The sequence below is a fragment of the Collinsella sp. AF33-16 genome (genome assembly GCF_003475325.1).
In the GTDB taxonomy this organism is placed as follows: Bacteria; Actinomycetota; Coriobacteriia; order Coriobacteriales; family Coriobacteriaceae; genus Collinsella.
In genome coordinates this window covers 65,692-81,736 of sequence record NZ_QRQC01000007.1, presented here as the reverse complement: position 1 = coordinate 81,736, position 16,045 = coordinate 65,692, and the positions used below count along the sequence as shown (strand labels likewise).

At 58.0% G+C, this 16,045-nt stretch carries 17 protein-coding genes; 6 read left to right on the top strand and 11 right to left on the bottom strand.

Going from position 1 to position 16,045, the window contains the following annotated elements; all coding sequences use genetic code 11:
* Positions 1 to 42: 42 nt before the first annotated feature.
* The 6 genes from DWZ52_RS04005 to DWZ52_RS03980 form a co-directional block, all read right to left on the bottom strand.
* Positions 43 to 1,251: an MFS transporter gene (locus tag DWZ52_RS04005; protein ID WP_255413716.1), complete on the bottom strand. Its 1,209-nt coding sequence runs from the start codon at positions 1,249 to 1,251 to the stop codon at positions 43 to 45.
* Between the two features lie 150 nt (positions 1,252 to 1,401).
* A complete protein-coding gene (locus DWZ52_RS04000; protein ID WP_158571018.1) occupies positions 1,402 to 2,064 on the bottom strand; it encodes a TetR/AcrR family transcriptional regulator in 663 nt (220 codons plus the stop codon).
* A gap of 74 nt (positions 2,065 to 2,138) precedes the next feature.
* A complete protein-coding gene (locus DWZ52_RS03995; RefSeq protein WP_117629936.1) occupies positions 2,139 to 2,477 on the bottom strand; it encodes a P-II family nitrogen regulator in 339 nt (112 codons plus the stop codon).
* Positions 2,478 to 2,633: 156 nt separating this feature from the next.
* A complete protein-coding gene (locus tag DWZ52_RS03990) occupies positions 2,634 to 3,911 on the bottom strand; it encodes an ammonium transporter (RefSeq protein ID WP_117785899.1) in 1,278 nt (425 codons plus the stop codon).
* A 198-nt stretch (positions 3,912 to 4,109) separates the two neighbouring features.
* Positions 4,110 to 5,129 (bottom strand): putative ABC transporter permease, encoded by a 1,020-nt coding sequence (locus tag DWZ52_RS03985; RefSeq protein WP_233540572.1) that lies wholly within the window; start codon positions 5,127 to 5,129, stop codon positions 4,110 to 4,112.
* Between the two features lie 3 nt (positions 5,130 to 5,132).
* The gene (locus DWZ52_RS03980; protein WP_117785900.1) at positions 5,133 to 5,669 is read right to left on the bottom strand and encodes an HD domain-containing protein; all 537 of its coding nucleotides are present in this window, start codon (positions 5,667 to 5,669) and stop codon (positions 5,133 to 5,135) included.
* 228 nt (positions 5,670 to 5,897) lie between these two features.
* On the opposite strand from DWZ52_RS03980, the gene DWZ52_RS03975 reads away from it, so the two are divergent.
* The 6 genes from DWZ52_RS03975 (at position 5,898) to DWZ52_RS03950 (ending at position 12,466) form a co-directional block, all read left to right on the top strand.
* Positions 5,898 to 7,679, top strand: coding sequence for a 1-deoxy-D-xylulose-5-phosphate synthase (locus tag DWZ52_RS03975; protein WP_117785901.1), 1,782 nt, complete (start codon positions 5,898 to 5,900; stop codon positions 7,677 to 7,679).
* 465 nt (positions 7,680 to 8,144) lie between these two features.
* A complete protein-coding gene (locus tag DWZ52_RS03970) occupies positions 8,145 to 9,140 on the top strand; it encodes a glutamate ABC transporter substrate-binding protein (RefSeq protein ID WP_117785902.1) in 996 nt (331 codons plus the stop codon).
* 138 nt (positions 9,141 to 9,278) lie between these two features.
* Entirely contained in the window at positions 9,279 to 9,938 is a 660-nt protein-coding gene (locus DWZ52_RS03965) for an amino acid ABC transporter permease (protein WP_006234894.1), read from the top strand.
* The gene (locus DWZ52_RS03960) at positions 9,935 to 10,768 is read left to right on the top strand and encodes an amino acid ABC transporter permease (protein ID WP_118384952.1); all 834 of its coding nucleotides are present in this window, start codon (positions 9,935 to 9,937) and stop codon (positions 10,766 to 10,768) included. The genes DWZ52_RS03965 and DWZ52_RS03960 overlap by 4 nt, the downstream gene beginning before the upstream one ends.
* A 36-nt stretch (positions 10,769 to 10,804) precedes the next feature.
* Positions 10,805 to 11,569, top strand: a complete 765-nt coding sequence (locus DWZ52_RS03955) for an amino acid ABC transporter ATP-binding protein (protein ID WP_118384951.1) — start codon at positions 10,805 to 10,807, stop codon at positions 11,567 to 11,569.
* Positions 11,570 to 11,656: 87 nt separating this feature from the next.
* Positions 11,657 to 12,466 (top strand): gamma-glutamyl-gamma-aminobutyrate hydrolase family protein, encoded by an 810-nt coding sequence (locus DWZ52_RS03950; RefSeq protein WP_118384950.1) that lies wholly within the window; start codon positions 11,657 to 11,659, stop codon positions 12,464 to 12,466.
* A 111-nt stretch (positions 12,467 to 12,577) separates the two neighbouring features.
* On the opposite strand, the gene DWZ52_RS03945 is transcribed toward DWZ52_RS03950, so the two are convergent.
* From DWZ52_RS03945 to DWZ52_RS03925, 5 genes are all read right to left on the bottom strand, one after another.
* Positions 12,578 to 13,396 (bottom strand): hypothetical protein, encoded by an 819-nt coding sequence (locus DWZ52_RS03945; RefSeq protein ID WP_147352142.1) that lies wholly within the window; start codon positions 13,394 to 13,396, stop codon positions 12,578 to 12,580.
* Positions 13,380 to 14,204: a hypothetical protein gene (locus tag DWZ52_RS03940; protein ID WP_118384948.1), complete on the bottom strand. Its 825-nt coding sequence runs from the start codon at positions 14,202 to 14,204 to the stop codon at positions 13,380 to 13,382. Before DWZ52_RS03940 ends, DWZ52_RS03945 begins: the two co-directional genes overlap by 17 nt.
* The gene (locus tag DWZ52_RS03935) at positions 14,201 to 14,962 is read right to left on the bottom strand and encodes an ABC transporter ATP-binding protein (protein ID WP_118384947.1); all 762 of its coding nucleotides are present in this window, start codon (positions 14,960 to 14,962) and stop codon (positions 14,201 to 14,203) included. The genes DWZ52_RS03940 and DWZ52_RS03935 overlap by 4 nt, the downstream gene beginning before the upstream one ends.
* 144 nt (positions 14,963 to 15,106) lie before the next feature.
* Positions 15,107 to 15,436: a helix-turn-helix transcriptional regulator gene (locus DWZ52_RS03930; RefSeq protein ID WP_118384946.1), complete on the bottom strand. Its 330-nt coding sequence runs from the start codon at positions 15,434 to 15,436 to the stop codon at positions 15,107 to 15,109.
* A gap of 8 nt (positions 15,437 to 15,444) precedes the next feature.
* Entirely contained in the window at positions 15,445 to 16,005 is a 561-nt protein-coding gene (locus DWZ52_RS03925; protein WP_118384945.1) for a hypothetical protein, read from the bottom strand.
* Positions 16,006 to 16,045: the final 40 nt, after the last annotated feature.

Here is a 16,045-nt window from a genome sequence, read left to right as displayed (position 1 = left end):
GCTTCCGCAAAACCACAGTGCCCCAGTGCGTTAAATCAATCGTTACGAGCGACTTTTCAGCCGATAAAACAGCGCCATCGTCAGCGTCAGCACCGCCAGCATGGCTGCGAATACAAACGCCGGTGCCCATCGATCATATGCAATCCCGTACACCAATTGCCCGATCGGCGTTGCGCAGGAAAGGACCATGTAAACGACCGAAAGCACTTTTCCGCAGAGTTCAGTCGGCGCTGCCCGCTGAACAAACGCGATGATTTCAACCGACGCAATGCTTGCCCACACCATGACCCATGCCGAACCAACCGCAAACACGGTGAACACGCATGCATCTGCGCTGAACAGTTGCGCGACAATAATCGGTGCGACTCCAAAACAGATCATCGCAACATATCGACATATGTCATTGAAAGAAAAACGATGCGGCGAAATGCCGACCAAGCCACTGCCGGCAAGACCACCCAAGCCCATAGCAACCTCAACTATCCCAACGCAGGACGATTGCATGCCGAGATGCTTTGTAACAATAATGGGAGCGCCAATCGTTAGCCCAACCAACGCAAGGTTCAAAACTGCCGCAAGCAAAATCACAGCGACCAATGGTGCATTTTGCAACAGATACCGAATCGACTCCCGAAAATCGTTTCGGCATGTCGTACGAGTCGCGCCGTCTCTCATCGTTTCAGATGAGGCATTTTGCTTGAGTGCGACCCCAAACAAGAGAGCTGAAATCGCAAACGCCACCGACGCGGTTGTGCAAAGAGCATCGATGCCAAAGCACCCATAGACTGCCGTCCCGACCACAGGACCCAAGATATTGCTCACCATGGTCATCTGCGAAACCAATGCAGTGGCCCGCTCAACCTTCTCTTCACCCGCCATGCGCACTGTCTCAATTTGGAGCATTGGCTTTAGCAGCGATTGAACGCCATATTGAACACAAAGTATCGCTACTACGACGACCGCAAGAGGCAATGAGTGCTTCATGGGGATAGACAGCAGTGATGCAGTCATCAGAGCAATGCCGAGTGCCACGAGGACCTCGCGATGTCTTCCCCTATCCGCCAAGATTCCGCCAACCGGAGTTGCGAGTACGCCGGGTATGAACGCCGTCGCCACGACGGCGCCATATAACGTTGACGATCCGCTGCAATCGAACAAGTAAAGCGGATACGCAAAGCACAGCGCTGACAGCATCGAATACGTGCACAGCTGCGCAACAAGAAGCTCCGTGAGCCTAATTGGCCGCACCATTTTTGGTTCCAACAAGACGCTGACGTCTCTCAGCCCAGCCATAAGTTCGCTCCCTATACATACCGATAGTATGTATTTATCGACTTGAAAAGGGCAGCCGGAGCTGCCCGTTCAAATCTATTACATACCGTTGGTATCTATATTACCACCTTACCACCCGGCGCGGTCCCATACGTCCCAAATCTGCGCCGTTGTCTGAAGCACTTCCTCGCCCAAATCGAGTCCCACCGCGGCAGCCATCTGCGCCAAACATTGAGCGCGAGCGAGCATTCGATCCTTGGTCTCGAGCGGACGGAACAGCGGCAGCAGCCAAAGATTCGCCAACAACGATACGGCCTCAGCCGCTTCGCGCGGGCATTCGCACGCAATGGAGCCATCGTCGATGCCCTCCTCGATCACTGGCAAGAGATAGCCATCGGCCGACTCGTCGAACGAGCCCTGGTACTGCATCGCCAGTAGACGCGAGCTTTTTACCGGATCTGCCGCAGGATGCATGCGTGCCCATAGCTCAATTTGTGGAACGACAGACTCGGGCGCGTACAGTCGCTTGAGCTTTTGGGCTCCGGTCATATTGCCGATACCAAGCGTTGAGCGACGTTGCTCAACAATCGGAGTCATCGCCCGATCAAATGCGGCGTTGAAAATCTCCTCTTTGCTCTTAAAGTGATGATAGACGGCACCCTTGGTCATGCCATCGAGGCGGTCGACGATATCTTGAATGCTCGTCCCCTCATAACCCTGTGTGCAGAATAGCTTCAGCGCCGCGTCGAGAATCTTCGCGACCGTCTCCTCGGGATATTTATTACGACCCATAATCCGCCCATCCGCAACGCAAGTCTTGTGCCTCATTGCAGCATTTTAACGTTGCGGATGGCAGACGGTCGATTCTACACCGCGGCCGGGCCGTGTTCGCCGGTGCGAATGCGGATGACTTCTTCGACCGGCTCGACCCAAATCTTGCCGTCGCCGACGGCACCGGTGCGAGCGGCGTTGCAGATAATGTCAACGATACCGTCGACATGCTCGTCGGCGCAGATGAGGGTGAACTGCACCTTGGGGATCGTGTTGACGAGCAGCTCGTTGCCGCGCACGTATTCCTTCCAGCCATGCTGCGCGCCGCAGCCCTGCACCTGGTTGATGGTCATGCCGCGAACATCAGCCGCAAACAGCGCATCTTTGAGAACCTCAAGCTTCTCGGCACGAACAATCGCTGTAATCTTCTTCATAGTGAATTCCTCTCTTCAATAAAAGAAATTGATTTACCTTCACATGGCACGGGTTTTCCAGGTGCCCGAGATTGCCCCGAAAGAGGAGCGCCGCGTACTTCGGTACGCAAGCGACGGTTTGAGGGGCAAGGTCGGGTGCCTGGGAAACCCGTGCCGCTAATCGAGTCCCGAGAAGGAAGGGTATGCGCTCTCGCCGTGCTGACTCGCATCCAGGCCCAGCGCCTCGTCTGCCTCGTCCACGCGCAGGCTGCCGTGGAACAGCGCCTTGACCACCGCGGCGATCACCAAGTCGAGCACCAGTACAATAGCGACCGTCACCACAATGCCCAAAATTTGCGAGATGAGCAGCGACACGTCGCCCGTGTAGAATAGGCCGCCCTTGCCGGTCCACGAGAGCTCCGGCACGCAGAACAGGCCCGTGAGCACGCCGCCCAAGATACCGCCGATACCGTGGCAACCGAACGCGTCGAGCGCATCGTCGTAGCCAAACTTGGTCTTGAGATGACTGATAGCCAAGTAGCAGACGGGCGAGACGATCAGGCCCATGACCAGCGCCGCCCACGGCTCGACAAAGCCCGCGCCCGGCGTGACCACCACAAGGCCTGCAACCAGACCGGTGCTGGCACCCACCAGCGTGGGGCGACCGGTGTGCACGCGCTCAACGACAAGCCACGAAACCATGCCCGCCGCGCTGGCCGTCACGGTGTTAAGGATGGCGAGTGCCGCCACGGCGTCGGCCTTAAACTCGCTGCCGCCGTTAAAGCCAAACCAGCCAAACCAAAGCAGGCCGGCGCCCAGCGCCACAAGCGGTACGTTATGCGGACGATAGCTCACCATGCCAAAACCGCGACGACGGCCGAGCATTAAGCAGAGGACCAGGCCGGTAAGACCGGACGAAATGTGCACCACATCGCCGCCGGCAAAGTCGAGCGCACCGATGATGTCACCGATAAAGGAGCCCTCGCCGCCCCAGACCATGTGGGCGAGCGGCGCATAGACCCCGAGCAGCCATATGCCCAGGAAGGCCGTCATGGCACCAAACTTAACGCGGCCGGCCAAGCTGCCTGTGACGATAGCGGCCGTGATCATGGCAAATGCCATCTGGAAGGCGATGTTGATGATCTGAGGGTAGACGGCACCGTCCGCGGCATTGCCCTCGGCCGCCTGCAGCACTTGGTTGAGCACCGGCAGGCACAGCAGCTGGTCAAGGCCTCCAATAAACGGGCTCGAGCCGTCGCCGCCGTAGGCCAGCGACCAGCCGACGACAATCCACAGCACACCAACCAGGCCAATGGCGCCAAAGCACATAAGCATGGTGTTGATAACATTTTTGCGCCTGGACAGGCCGCCATAGAAAAACGCCAGACCCGGTGTCATTAAAAACACGAGCATGGTGCAGATGAGCATAAACGTTGTCGATCCCGTATCGTACATTCTCTCCCCCTTGGTCGCATGAACGTTGTCGGCGCTCATGATGCGGCCGAGGGGCAACTGGTGTAGACCAGATACGGCGTTGTTAAACGCTGCGCTGTCGAATGGAAACGGTGCCGTAATCTTGGAAATGGCGCGGCAACGGACGCGAAACCAACGGGAAATACGCGAGCAAGGAAGCCGTGAGCGCGTCCGTCCCGGCTAGCGCCGGAACAGCTCGCGGGCTCGGTCGCGGAGGTCGGTAGCTCGGATGACGCCCTCGTAGCGATTGATGCGCAGGCGCGGGAAGGCGTTGAAGAAGCGTAGGTCGCGGCGGCTGAGCGACACGCTCGGCACCGGACGGCTCATGCGCTTGCCGGCAAGGCGACGACTGAGCGACGGACGCGGCATGCTCGGCGCGGCATCGGCCACGCGGCGGGCAGCGAGCGCCAGGCCGCGAGCACCATCCGAGATAAACGTCGGCATCGAAGCCTTCTCGCGCAGGGCATCGAGCGCGGCGTCACCCAGCTCGGCCAGCCACGCGTTAACGGCACGGCTACGGATGTGCGTCTGTGTCACCGAGTCAATCGTCGATTCAGGAATGCGCTCGAGCATTGAGTCCGAGGCATCGGCAAGCGACTCGTTGATGCGGTCGGCAAGGTCGGCCCGGACGCACTCCAGCTGGTCGGACAGGCGACGCCAGCTGGCCAAAGAACACACTGCGTCGCCCATCATCGCGACAGCGACGATAAAGGCGGACAGCCGCACAATCAGCACCGGCAGATGGGCAAGCAGCCCCAGCAATGCCGGCTCCACTAAACGGCAAATGCACAGCGCACCCAAGCCAAACGCGCAGGCCCAGTACAAACAGATGCGTCCGTGCAGGTTAAACGGCAGATGCGAGTAATCCCAAAAGCGCGCGCCTGTTGTTTTTTCCAACAGCACACCAACACTGTATTCGATCACGCTGCATACAAGCGCCGCGGCGACAAACTGGCTCGAGGCATCCGGAATCCCGCGCAGCAAAAGCCAGCACGCGATGCCGCCCGCACCGTAGATGGGACAACACGGCCCTAGCAAAAAGCCGCTGTTGGCAAAGCGTCCGTGGTTGAGCATGGCGCAGACTGTCGACTCCCATACCCAGCCGCAAAAACCGTAGAAGGCAAACGAGAGTACCAGCGCCGAGAGCGGACAGGCGGCAAGCGTCGCGCCGTCAAATGCCATGTCGATCGCGGTTCCCACCGTCTACCCACTCCTCTTTTCGTTCGATTCGCTGTTCACGCCATCGTCAGCCTCGTCCTTGCGCCGCAGACGGCCGGCGACCGTCTCACGCAGCGCGCACCATTTATCGGCCAGGCACACAATCCATGCCTCACGACATGTCGGCGGCACCGGTACCAGCGGAAACATATGGCGCGCGATGATATTCCGCTCGCGCGACGTCAGCTCAAAATCTTCTTCCGCACGCGCCAGGGCAAAAAACGGGTGACGAAAGCCATGCAGTCGATGGCTTGGGTCGGGATCGTGCCAGTCATAGAGAAAGTAATCGTGCAGCAGGGCCCCGCGCAGCAGCGAGGCGCGGTCGACCGAAATGCCAGCACGGCCCAAGCACTCGGCAAAGGACAGGCTCGCCCGCGCTACCGAAGTCACGTGTGCATAGACCGTCACGTCGCCATGCTGGATAAACTCGTGCGTCAGGTCCAAGCGGCCCGCCTGGGCCAGCTGACGGGCGGCATCGTCGACCTCGTGCGCGATTTTCTCGGCACGAACGGCATCAGACATGCTGCCTCCTTCCAGCGGCTCACGGCGGCAAGCCACGGCCTGCACGCATTGAATAAAATCATCATCGAATCTACCAGTATGGCATCGGACAAAACGTTTTGCCCCGCCAGTTGGCGAATTACCGCGCCGCCGTCACATATCAAACGCCAAAATGTGCGAGACTGTTTTGTGCAATTGTGCCGGCCGAGGGAGCGCCGGCGCTCGATTCGCATGGAGTAACCCACAACGATGCTGCTTACGCAAACGACAACGCCCGAGGACGTCAAGGCTCTCGACCGCGCCGAGCTTCCGCTGCTCTGCGGCGAGATCCGCCACGCCATCCTCGAAAGCTCCGCCGCCGTCGGCGGACACGTTGCCCCCAACTTGGGCGTCGTTGAGCTTACGGTTGCGCTTCATCGCGTGTTTAACTCCCCCATCGACAAGATTGTCTTTGACGTTTCGCACCAGACCTACGCCCACAAGGCGCTGACTGGGCGCGCGTACACCTATATCGATCCGGAGCGTTATGGCGAGGCTTCTGGCTTTGCCAATCCCGACGAGTCCGAGCACGACCTGTTCGCCATGGGTCATACCTCCACATCGGTGAGCCTGGGCTGCGGCTTGGCACACGCCCGCGATTTGGCGGGCGACAGCTACAACGTCATTACCATCATTGGCGACGGTTCGCTTTCGGGCGGTCTGGCGTTTGAAGGCTTTAACAATGCCGCCGAGCTCGACAGCAACTTGATCATCGTCGTCAATGACAACGACCAGTCCATCGCCGAAAACCACGGTGGCCTGTATCGCAATCTGGCCGAGCTGCGCGCCAGCAACGGCACCTGCGAGCGCAACGTTTTCCGCGCCATGGGACTCGACTACCGCTATCTGGACGCCGGCAACGATGTGTTGGCCCTGGTCGACGCGTTGCAGGAGCTGCGCGATATCAATCATCCCATCGTGCTGCACGTCTCCACCGCAAAGGGCAAGGGCTTTGAGCCAGCCCAGAGCGACCCCGAGCGCTGGCATCATGTGGGTCCGTTTGACATGGCGACTGGGCGCAAGCTCTGCCCGGGCCATCCGAGCGAGCCTGCGCCGCGCACCTATGCCGATATTACGGGCGAGGCCCTGAGCGCTGCCATCGAGCGCGATCCGCAGGTTGTGGGCATCACGGCTGCCACGCCCTACATCATGGGCTTTACACCCGAGCTTCGCGCCGCGGCAGGCAAGCAGTTTGTCGACGTGGGCATTGCCGAGGAACACGCCGTGACCTTTGCCACCGCGCTCGCCCGCTCGGGTGCCAAGCCAGTCTTTGGTGTGTACGGCACGTTTTTGCAGCGCGCCTACGACGAACTGTGGCACGACCTGTGCCTCAACGACGCCCCCGCAACCATCCTGGTATTTGGCGCGTCGATCTTTGGCACCACATCCGAGACGCACCTCTCGTTCTTTGATATTTCCATGCTGAGCGGTCTTCCCAACATGCACTACTTGGCGCCGGCCTGTATGGAGGAATATCTGTCCATGCTGAGCTGGTCGCTCGATCACCGCGAGCATCCCGTGGCGATTCGCGTGCCGGGCATTGGCTTGGTAAGCCGCCCCGACTTGGCGCCTGCCGAGGACGCCGATTACGGCGCCGTTCATTACAACGTGGTGCGCCAGGGTCGCGACGTGGCCGTGCTCGCGCTTGGCGATTTCTTTGAGTTGGGCGAGCGCGTGGCAAACCGCTTGGCTGCCGAGTACGGCATCGAGGCCACGCTCGTCAACCCGCGCTATGCAACTGAGCTCGACCGTGAGTTCCTCGACAGCCTTGCCGCCGAGCATCGCGTTGTCGTCACTCTCGAGGACGGCATCTTGGACGGTGGCTGGGGCGAGCGTGTCGCGTGCTACTTGGCCTGCACGCCCGTGCGCACGCGCACCTTCGGCATCGCCAAGGGCTTCCCCGACCGCTACGACCCCAAAGAGTTGCTCGCTCAGAACGGCATGACGGTCGAGAACATGGCCGCCGAAGCCGTAAGGCTACTCAACGAGTAAGAAAACCTCCGCAAGGAAAGCACCCCTGCGGAGGTTTTTATTTTCGCGGCGCGATTATCTCGATCTGTAACATCTAGGGCCCGAATTCCCGTCTACCTGTTACAGATCTAGACAAACCGTCTTAGTCCCTGACCTTTGTCTCAATCTGTAACAGATAGAGACCTTTTGGCCGTCTAACTGTTACAGATTGAGACATTCGAATCCCCCTGAAGAGAAAATCTCAATCTGTAACAGTTACTCGGCAAAAATGGCTGCAGATGTTACAGATTGAGACAAAACAGTAAGGCATGCCGTTGCATCGGTCAAAACCACCACGAAGGTGCCTGTGAACCTGTCCCTTTTTGGTAGGTTGAATAACCCATAAGGTAAGTATGTTTCTGAGTTATTTCGTGTTGACCCATTTGAGCGCGATAGGGTATAACTCTACTCAACCGCTAGGGATTTTATTGAGAAAGGTGTTCTACCATGAGCAAGAACCTCTCCCAGCAGGTCGTTCTCGACCGCCGCGGCTTCGTCGCCGCCACCTTCGCAACCGTCGCCGGCCTTGGTCTTGCCGGCTGCTCCGACACCAGCGCCGAGGCCGACAAGGGTTCCGCCGCCGGCTCTTCCAAGAGCTCCGAAGATGCCGAGGCTTCCACCACGCTCGACGCTAAGGCATTCGACAAGCTCGTCGACAACGGCCCCAAGGCCGATGACGATGCCATCGCCGCCAGCACCTGGGCCACGGCCGTCAAGGACGCCGGTGTCTTTAAGATCGGTGGCGTTCAGACCTCCACGCTCTTCTCCCTCCTCAACGAGAAAGACGGTCAGACCCGCGGCTTCGACGCCGGTATCGCACAGCTTCTGTCCAACTACATTCTGGGCGAGAACAAGGTCGAGATCACCCAGGTGACCTCGGACACGCGCGAGTCCGTCCTGCAGAACGGCCAGGTCGACGCCGTCTTTGCCACCTACACCATCACTGACGATCGCAAGAAGCTCGTCTCCTTTGCCGGTCCCTACTACTACACCCAGCAGGCCATCCTGGTGCTCGCCGACAACGACGACATCAAGAGCGTCGACGACCTGGCCGACAAGAACGTCGCCGTCCAGTCCGGCTCCAACGGCCCTGCCATCCTGGAGGAGCTCGCTCCCAAGGCCAGCCAGCAGGAGTTCAAGACCGACGAGGAGGCCCGCCAGGCACTTCAGCAGGGCCGCGTTGACGCCTACGTCATCGACAACAACATGCAGCAGAGCGCCCTGGTCCGCGAGCCCGGTAAGTACAAGATTGCCGGCAAGCCCTTCGGCAGCAAGGAGCCCTATGGCATCGGCCTGCCGCTCGATTCCGACGGCGTCGCCTTCGTCAACGACTTCCTTAAGAAGATTGAGGACGACGGCACCTGGACCGAGCTGTGGCAGATCTGCATCGGCGACCGCACGGGCGACACCAATGTTCCCGAGCTGCCCGAAATCGGCGCCTAGGCAACGCGCCTAGTAACGGCCGCAACGAAACCATACGGAAACGCACGGCGCGCTTTATTGCGCTAAACTGTTTCTTCACTGAGTTGTCGGGGCTTCCGTACACACGGGAGCCCCTTTCCTTATCGGCGGGAGGTCCGCATGAGTCTCTCCGAGCTCTGGTCGCTCTATGGCCAGAACTACATTGACGCGCTGCTCGCAACCTGGGGCATGACGCTTGAGTCGTTTGCCATCGCCATGGTGCTGGCCGTCGCCGTCACCGTGATGCGCGTGTCGCCGCTCAAGCCGCTGCGCGTCTTTGGCGACCTGTATGTCCAGGTCTTCCGTAACATCCCCGGCATTGCGTTGCTCATCATCGTCGTCTACGCATTGCCGCCGCTCAAGGTCGTCCTGCCCTATCGCACCTGCGTTATCGTCGCCACAGTGCTCTTGGGTTCTGCCTTTGGCTCCGAGAACTTTATGAGCGGCATCAACACCGTCGGCGTCGGCCAGGTGGAAGCCGCCCGCTCGCTGGGCATGAGCTTCAACCGCATCCTCGCCAAGATCGTGATTCCGCAGGCACTGCGCTCGAGCGTGCTGCCCATGACCAACCTCTTTATCGCCGTCATGCTCACCACCGCGCTCGGCAGTCAGGTGCCGCTTAAGCCCCAGGAGCTCACCGGCGTGGTGAGCTATATCAACACGCGCTCGCTCGGCGGCGTCGCCGCGTTCTTTATCTCGGCGCTCGGCTACCTGGGCACAGCCTTTGTGGTGAGCCACATTGGCAACTACATCGATAAGAAGGTGAGGATCCTCCGATGAGCAAGCACTCCTCCCCCGCGCTCACCATGCGCGATGCGCTCTACGAGGCTCCCGGCCCCAAGATGCGCGCCAAGATTCGCATCGGCACCGCCATCTCGCTTGTTGCCGTCGCCGCGCTCGCTGCCCTCGTGCTGCAGCGCTTTTATGTGACCGGTCAGCTTTCGGTCCACTATTGGTATTTCTTTACGCACCTCACCACCTGGAAGTTCCTGCTTGCCGGCTTTGAGGGCACCGTTAAAGTCGCACTCACCGCCGGCGCCATCGCGCTGGTGCTCGGCCTTGCCCTTATGCTCGGTCGCACCAGCGACATTAAGCCGCTGCAGCTGGTCTGCCGCGTGCTCACCGATTTCTTCCGCGGCGTGCCGAGCCTTCTGTTCATCTACTTCTTCTTTTTGGTGCTGCCCCAGTACAAGATTGCGCTGCCGTCGTTTTGGATGCTCACGCTTCCCGTCGCGCTCGCCGCAGCCGGTGTACTGGCCGAAATCTTCCGTGCCGGCGTCAACGCCGTACCGCGCGGCCAGGTCGAGGCGGCCCAGGCACTCGGTCTCTCCAAAGCTAAAATCACCTTTAAAATCGTCCTGCCGCAGGCTATTCGGTTTATCATTCCGTCGTTGATTTCGCAGCTTGTGGTCGTCGTCAAAGACACCACCGTCGCCTACGTGGTGAGCTACCCCGACCTCATGCAAAATGCCCGCGTGCTCATTACCAACTACGATGCCCTCGTGTCGGTCTACCTGGTGATCGCGGTCATCTATATCCTCATCAACGTCGCGATCAACAAGGCCGCTGTCTACGTTTCGCACAAGACCGGCGCGACCATCATCCGCTAACGCTTTACCATTTCGAGTTATAAGGAGCCGAGCACCATGGCACAGAGCACCTCTTCCACCGGCAATCAGCCGCTGATCGAGCTCAGGCACGTCGATAAGCACTATGGCGATCTACACGTCCTCAACGACATCAATCTCTCGGTCGACCGCGGCGAGGTCGTCGTTGTGATCGGTCCCTCGGGCTCGGGCAAGTCGACCATGTGCCGCACCATCAACCGCTTGGAGACCATCGACTCGGGCGAGATCCTCATCGAAGGCGAGCCCCTGCCGCAGGAAGGCAAGGATCTTGCCCGCATGCGCGCCGAGTTGGGCATGGTGTTCCAACAGTTCAACCTGTTCGCACATATGACGGTGCTGCAGAACGTCATGCTGGGACCGGTCGATGTGCTGGGCGTCTCCAAGGAGGAGGCTCGTGAGCGCGCCATGGATCTGTTGAGCCGCGTGGGCGTTGCCGAACAGGCCGATAAGGTGCCCGCACAGCTTTCGGGCGGCCAGCAGCAGCGCGTGGCCATCGCCCGTTCGCTCGCCATGCAGCCCAAGGCCATGCTCTTCGATGAGCCCACGAGCGCCCTTGACCCCGAGATGATCAACGAGGTGCTCGAGGTCATGGTTCGCCTGGCCCAACAGGGCATGACGATGATCGTGATTACACACGAGATGAACTTTGCCCGCCGTGTAGCCGACCGCGTCGTGTTTATGGCCGACGGCCAGATCGTGGAGACCGGCACGCCCGATGAGTTCTTTGACCATCCCAAGACCCAACGCGCCCAGGACTTCCTCAACTCCATCAAGGGCCACTAACCCAATTGCCACGCGGGCAAATTCATCAGTAACGTTTGTCCCGCGCCACCCCTGTGCCATGTCCATCCGGATTCGAAAGCCGCACCCATGATCGGAACCCGCACCTCATCGTCCTACACTCCGCACGTCGACGTCGATCCCGCCGACCGCCCGCTTATCCTGGTAGCACCACGCTGGGAAGAAGCGAAGCCCTATTTGAGCGAGACGCTCTCCCCCAACGAGGAAATTGCGAGCGTCTTTGTCGACGCCATTCTTGCCGCCGGCGGTCTGCCGCTGCAGATGTCCATTACTGAAGACGTCGACGTTATCCGTCATTACGTGGAAATCGCTGACGGTATCGCCATTCCCGGCGGCCCCGATGTCAATCCCAAACGTTGGGGCGATGATCGACCCTACGACCCCACCCTCTGCTGCGAGATCCGCGATAGTTTTGAGTTTAAGCTGGTTAGCGAGGTGCTTCGCGCCAAGAAGCCGCTCTTTACCACCTGCCGCGGCACGCAGCTGCTCAATGTCGCCACCGGCGGCACCCTGTGCATGGACGTGCCGAGCCTGGGCGCGCGCGAGGGCCGCACGCAGTGGCGCCATACCCACGTGCTCAACGACCCTGTGCATCCCGTCGAGGTCGTGCCGGGCTCGCTGCTGGAGCGCGCGGTTGGCGGGCACAGGCTCATCCAGACCAACTCGGCACATCACTGCTGCGTCGACCGCCTGGGCAAGAGCACGCGCCTGGTCGCCAAGGCAACCGATGGCGTACCCGAGTGCATCGAGGTCGAGGGCCAGCCGTTCTGCCTGGGCGTGCAATGGCACCCCGAGTACACCTGGCAAACGCTCGAGACCGACTTTAACCTGTGGAAGTCGTTTGTCGAGGCAGCAGCTAAGGTAAAGCAGGCCCGCTAGCTCGCGAACCACTCAGGTTAAAGCCTCCTAAGCCGGGGGGGGCGGACACCAGCTACGGTGCCCGCCCCCCCTGTATTTGATATGCTCGGTATGATTATCCCTCACAAACAATCAGAGAAATCTCGACCGTAATCGGTCGACGGTAAAGCAAGTGGCAAAAACGCTTGCTACGTTTATGAGGCAGTCAATTAAAATCGAGATGCATTGACCATTCCCCAACGGGGTCACGCCGCAAATCCACATGAGCATCGAGGCTGGAAGCGGAAGCATGAAATTGGCCCCGACCTGTATGTAGATCGCTACGACGTTGACAAGCAACAGCATGCCAATAGGACCGAAGCCGGACCCAAAATAGGAAACAACGATCACGCAAGAGACCACGTATGCAAGGCAGACCGCACTCGCCAGAAGAAGTCGATCGCAAAACATATTCAGGTTGAAACACTGCTGAGCATCCAAAACGATTGCGCAGTTAAGACAGTACAAAACGACACTCGACAGGATAAACGCGCCCAAAAGGGCAAAAGAAGACAGCACCACTCGCGCAACGATAGCGCACGCACGCTTCCCTCCCCGAGCCTCCGACAACCCCCACGGGTCCTCAATAAAGCCCGAACTGACAAAGCGCGGCACAATGCAAGCCGCGATGAACGGAAAGAACAATGCATGAGCCAACGGGGCTACGTTGAACAGCAGACCGCGAAAAACCTCTGCATTACCAAATAGAAGGACATCCTCTGCCGATAGCCGAAGCGTCGGGTCTGGGAAAAAGCCCAAGAAACTGTTCTCACGGAGGCTACAGAACCACATCGGGAAAGAATTAAGCTGCAATACCACCATGCACGCATAAGTTACCAGGATTAAGGCGTACGTCCATTTGCTCACATGCTTCAATTCTGAATGAAGGAATCTTCTAGTCTGACGAGCCATTGAGCACACCCCCAGCACGAAAGCTCACGAGAGCGTAAATCAATACCGATAGACAGCTGGCTGCCGCACCATATCCCAGAAGCGTCAGCTGCCCCATATCGCTATACCCAAGGGCACATCCGACTCCAAGGTACGGCCCCGGGAGAAAGAAGATCCATCGCAAGGACGGCATGGGCGTCTGAAGGTAAGTTCCGTAGAGCGTCAAGCTCATGACAAATCCAACTATCACCACGGCCCCGCTCAATACAGCGCTGCCCGTAATCCGATAGATGGTCACCGTCTCCAGCGCAACCGATATCACCAATACGGCGTTGACTATCATTGCAGGCAAAAATGCAGCCAGCATGCCATGCACGTAGTTTTGCCCTCCACGCGTTACGGCTATTGCAAAAAGAAGAAGGCAAAGCGCACTATATGCTGCGCCAATTATGAAAGCAGACGAAAATGCATGTGCTAGAGCGCCATTAAAGCGGGCGAGACCTCTTGCCATAGAAATTCGGTATCCCTCTTCATAGCCGCGCTCCTGTAAAATCACCAGGCAAACGATGAGCGGTACGAACAGAGACGTACCGGCAAAAGCGCTGCGCACAAGGGACTCATCGGGTGCAGAAGGATCGATTACATTCCAGCAGAAGCCAATATCCTCCCCAAAAATGCTATTGCCAAAGGCGAGCAACGTTGTTCCGTTTTTTAGAAAGATGCCGAAGAGAAGGCCGAACGCCAGCATAAGCGCAAGACCAAACTTCGCCGGAAACATCCGCTGCAAACGCATCATATCTGCCTTTATGGGATGGATCGCCCGCTTCATAGCGAGACCGCCTTCATCAAGCGCCTGTAATACTCTTTTAGGGATGGCGCCTCATCCCTTATGACGTCCATCGATTCCTTTTTCAGCAGTTTACCGTCATGAAGAAACAGGCAGCTTGTTGCAACCAATGCCAGCTCATCCAAATCATGGCTAGAGATGAGCATGGTCGTACCCTGTTCTCGATTCAATCGACCGATAAGGGCCCATATACTCTCGATGCCCAGCGGGTCCAACCCGTTTGCTGGCTCATCAAAAATAAGCAGATCAGTGTCACCCAACAAAGCCGTAGCTATATCCAGCCGCCGTTTCATTCCCAGAGAAAAACTGCTCACGCTCTTTTTCTCTTCGACGTCCAGCCCGACTAGGCTCAAAACGCGAGGAATCTCACAATTCGCATCAAGCCCCCATTCCGAACATCGGATTTGGAGATTCTCAACCGCACTGAGGGATTGGTATGCTCCGCTGGAATCTGGCACATAGCCGACACGCATCCGCATCAGGCCAAGCTCTCTTTTTGATTTGCCTCCAAAGAGCTCCACGCTCCCCGACGATGGCTCGCAGAGGCCCAAGACGATTTTAATAAGCGTGCTTTTGCCCGCACCGTTTGCACCGACAAGGGCACAAAGTTCAGACTGATTCACCTCGAAGGAAACGTCATGCAAAACGCGTCGTTTCCCATAGCGCTTTGACACCTTTGATAACTTTATCGTTGATACGCTCATCGAACTCCCGTCCTGCTTGATAGCAAAACCGCCCATATCGTTCCTTCTTTCTTTTATCGTTTTCCATTGTTGTTATTGTTTTTCGATAACTCATATTTGTCAAGATAATCTAAAAGAAAGAACCCGTGTTAGACACGGGTCCCTTCACGCTGATATTTCGTTTTAGTTGTTTGCCTTAAGCTACTCGTCGCTCAAATCGACAGCGAAGACTGATGTCGGAAGTGACGCCTCGTTGCCTCCGCCATCCCGCATCTGCCTCACGACATTTTTTGCGCGTTCGACAATAAGCTCCTCAAGCTCTTTCTCGCTCACGCGCCGAATAATATCTCCCGGTTGACAATCAAGTTCATCGCAGATATCGAGAAGCGTCTTAAGGCGAATAGCTTTTATCTTTCCGTTTCTAAGCTTTGAAATATTAGCCGGAGTATGCCCCGTGGCACGAATCAGATCAGCGCTGGTCTTTCCGGTCTTAAGCAGCTGTGTCTCAAGCTCAATGATGAGATAGCTCATGCTTCCTCCTACACAAGCTCGTCAGACTGCTCTTGGAGCAGCGAGGCATAACTCCAGATCGCCGAGATAAACAAGCAGACAACTGCGCCGATAAACGACCCCGCATCAAAGGTAGCGCCTTGGCAAATCTCAATAACGAAGGAATGAGGCACGATGTAAAGCTCCAGTCCGCCAATGGTGAGATTGACCGATTCATAGGCACCAACAAACGAAACCACGGCGTTAACAGCAAAGGCAAGTGCAAGAACACGGATAAGCCGCACATGCGCCTTGGTAAAGGGCGAGACGCCCCGAGAGATGTTATGGCTGATTCCGCACAGAACGACAAGCGAAACACCCACGACGAGTGCCAGGCACAGCCCGCTTGGGATAACGATGCTCCCGCCATCGAGAAGCGTCACGACACCGAAAGAATCGACAGAAACAACGTTTGCAACCGCATACCAGATCACGTAAACAGCCAACGCGGCAAAAGCGACGAGCATTCCCGCAAAAACGACCGCCATGCAAAAGCCAAGCTTCCTTACAGTCTCGCCCGCCTTGGCCATACGCTGAACGCTGTTGGACATACACTCACCCTCATCGACTCTATCGTTATTCGAACAGTTT

Coding starts and splice junctions, on each gene's coding strand:
- DWZ52_RS04005 (WP_255413716.1), bottom strand. CDS start 1,251: ATGGTGCGGCCAATTAGGCTCACGGAGCTTCTTGTTGCGCAGCTGTGC.
- DWZ52_RS04000 (WP_158571018.1), bottom strand. CDS start 2,064: ATGGGTCGTAATAAATATCCCGAGGAGACGGTCGCGAAGATTCTCGAC.
- DWZ52_RS03995 (WP_117629936.1), bottom strand. CDS start 2,477: ATGAAGAAGATTACAGCGATTGTTCGTGCCGAGAAGCTTGAGGTTCTC.
- DWZ52_RS03990 (WP_117785899.1), bottom strand. CDS start 3,911: ATGTACGATACGGGATCGACAACGTTTATGCTCATCTGCACCATGCTC.
- DWZ52_RS03980 (WP_117785900.1), bottom strand. CDS start 5,669: ATGTCTGATGCCGTTCGTGCCGAGAAAATCGCGCACGAGGTCGACGAT.
- DWZ52_RS03975 (WP_117785901.1), top strand. CDS start 5,898: ATGCTGCTTACGCAAACGACAACGCCCGAGGACGTCAAGGCTCTCGAC.
- DWZ52_RS03970 (WP_117785902.1), top strand. CDS start 8,145: ATGAGCAAGAACCTCTCCCAGCAGGTCGTTCTCGACCGCCGCGGCTTC.
- DWZ52_RS03965 (WP_006234894.1), top strand. CDS start 9,279: ATGAGTCTCTCCGAGCTCTGGTCGCTCTATGGCCAGAACTACATTGAC.
- DWZ52_RS03960 (WP_118384952.1), top strand. CDS start 9,935: ATGAGCAAGCACTCCTCCCCCGCGCTCACCATGCGCGATGCGCTCTAC.
- DWZ52_RS03955 (WP_118384951.1), top strand. CDS start 10,805: ATGGCACAGAGCACCTCTTCCACCGGCAATCAGCCGCTGATCGAGCTC.
- DWZ52_RS03950 (WP_118384950.1), top strand. CDS start 11,657: ATGATCGGAACCCGCACCTCATCGTCCTACACTCCGCACGTCGACGTC.
- DWZ52_RS03945 (WP_147352142.1), bottom strand. CDS start 13,396: ATGGCTCGTCAGACTAGAAGATTCCTTCATTCAGAATTGAAGCATGTG.
- DWZ52_RS03940 (WP_118384948.1), bottom strand. CDS start 14,204: ATGAAGCGGGCGATCCATCCCATAAAGGCAGATATGATGCGTTTGCAG.
- DWZ52_RS03935 (WP_118384947.1), bottom strand. CDS start 14,962: ATGGGCGGTTTTGCTATCAAGCAGGACGGGAGTTCGATGAGCGTATCA.
- DWZ52_RS03930 (WP_118384946.1), bottom strand. CDS start 15,436: ATGAGCTATCTCATCATTGAGCTTGAGACACAGCTGCTTAAGACCGGA.
- DWZ52_RS03925 (WP_118384945.1), bottom strand. CDS start 16,005: ATGTCCAACAGCGTTCAGCGTATGGCCAAGGCGGGCGAGACTGTAAGG.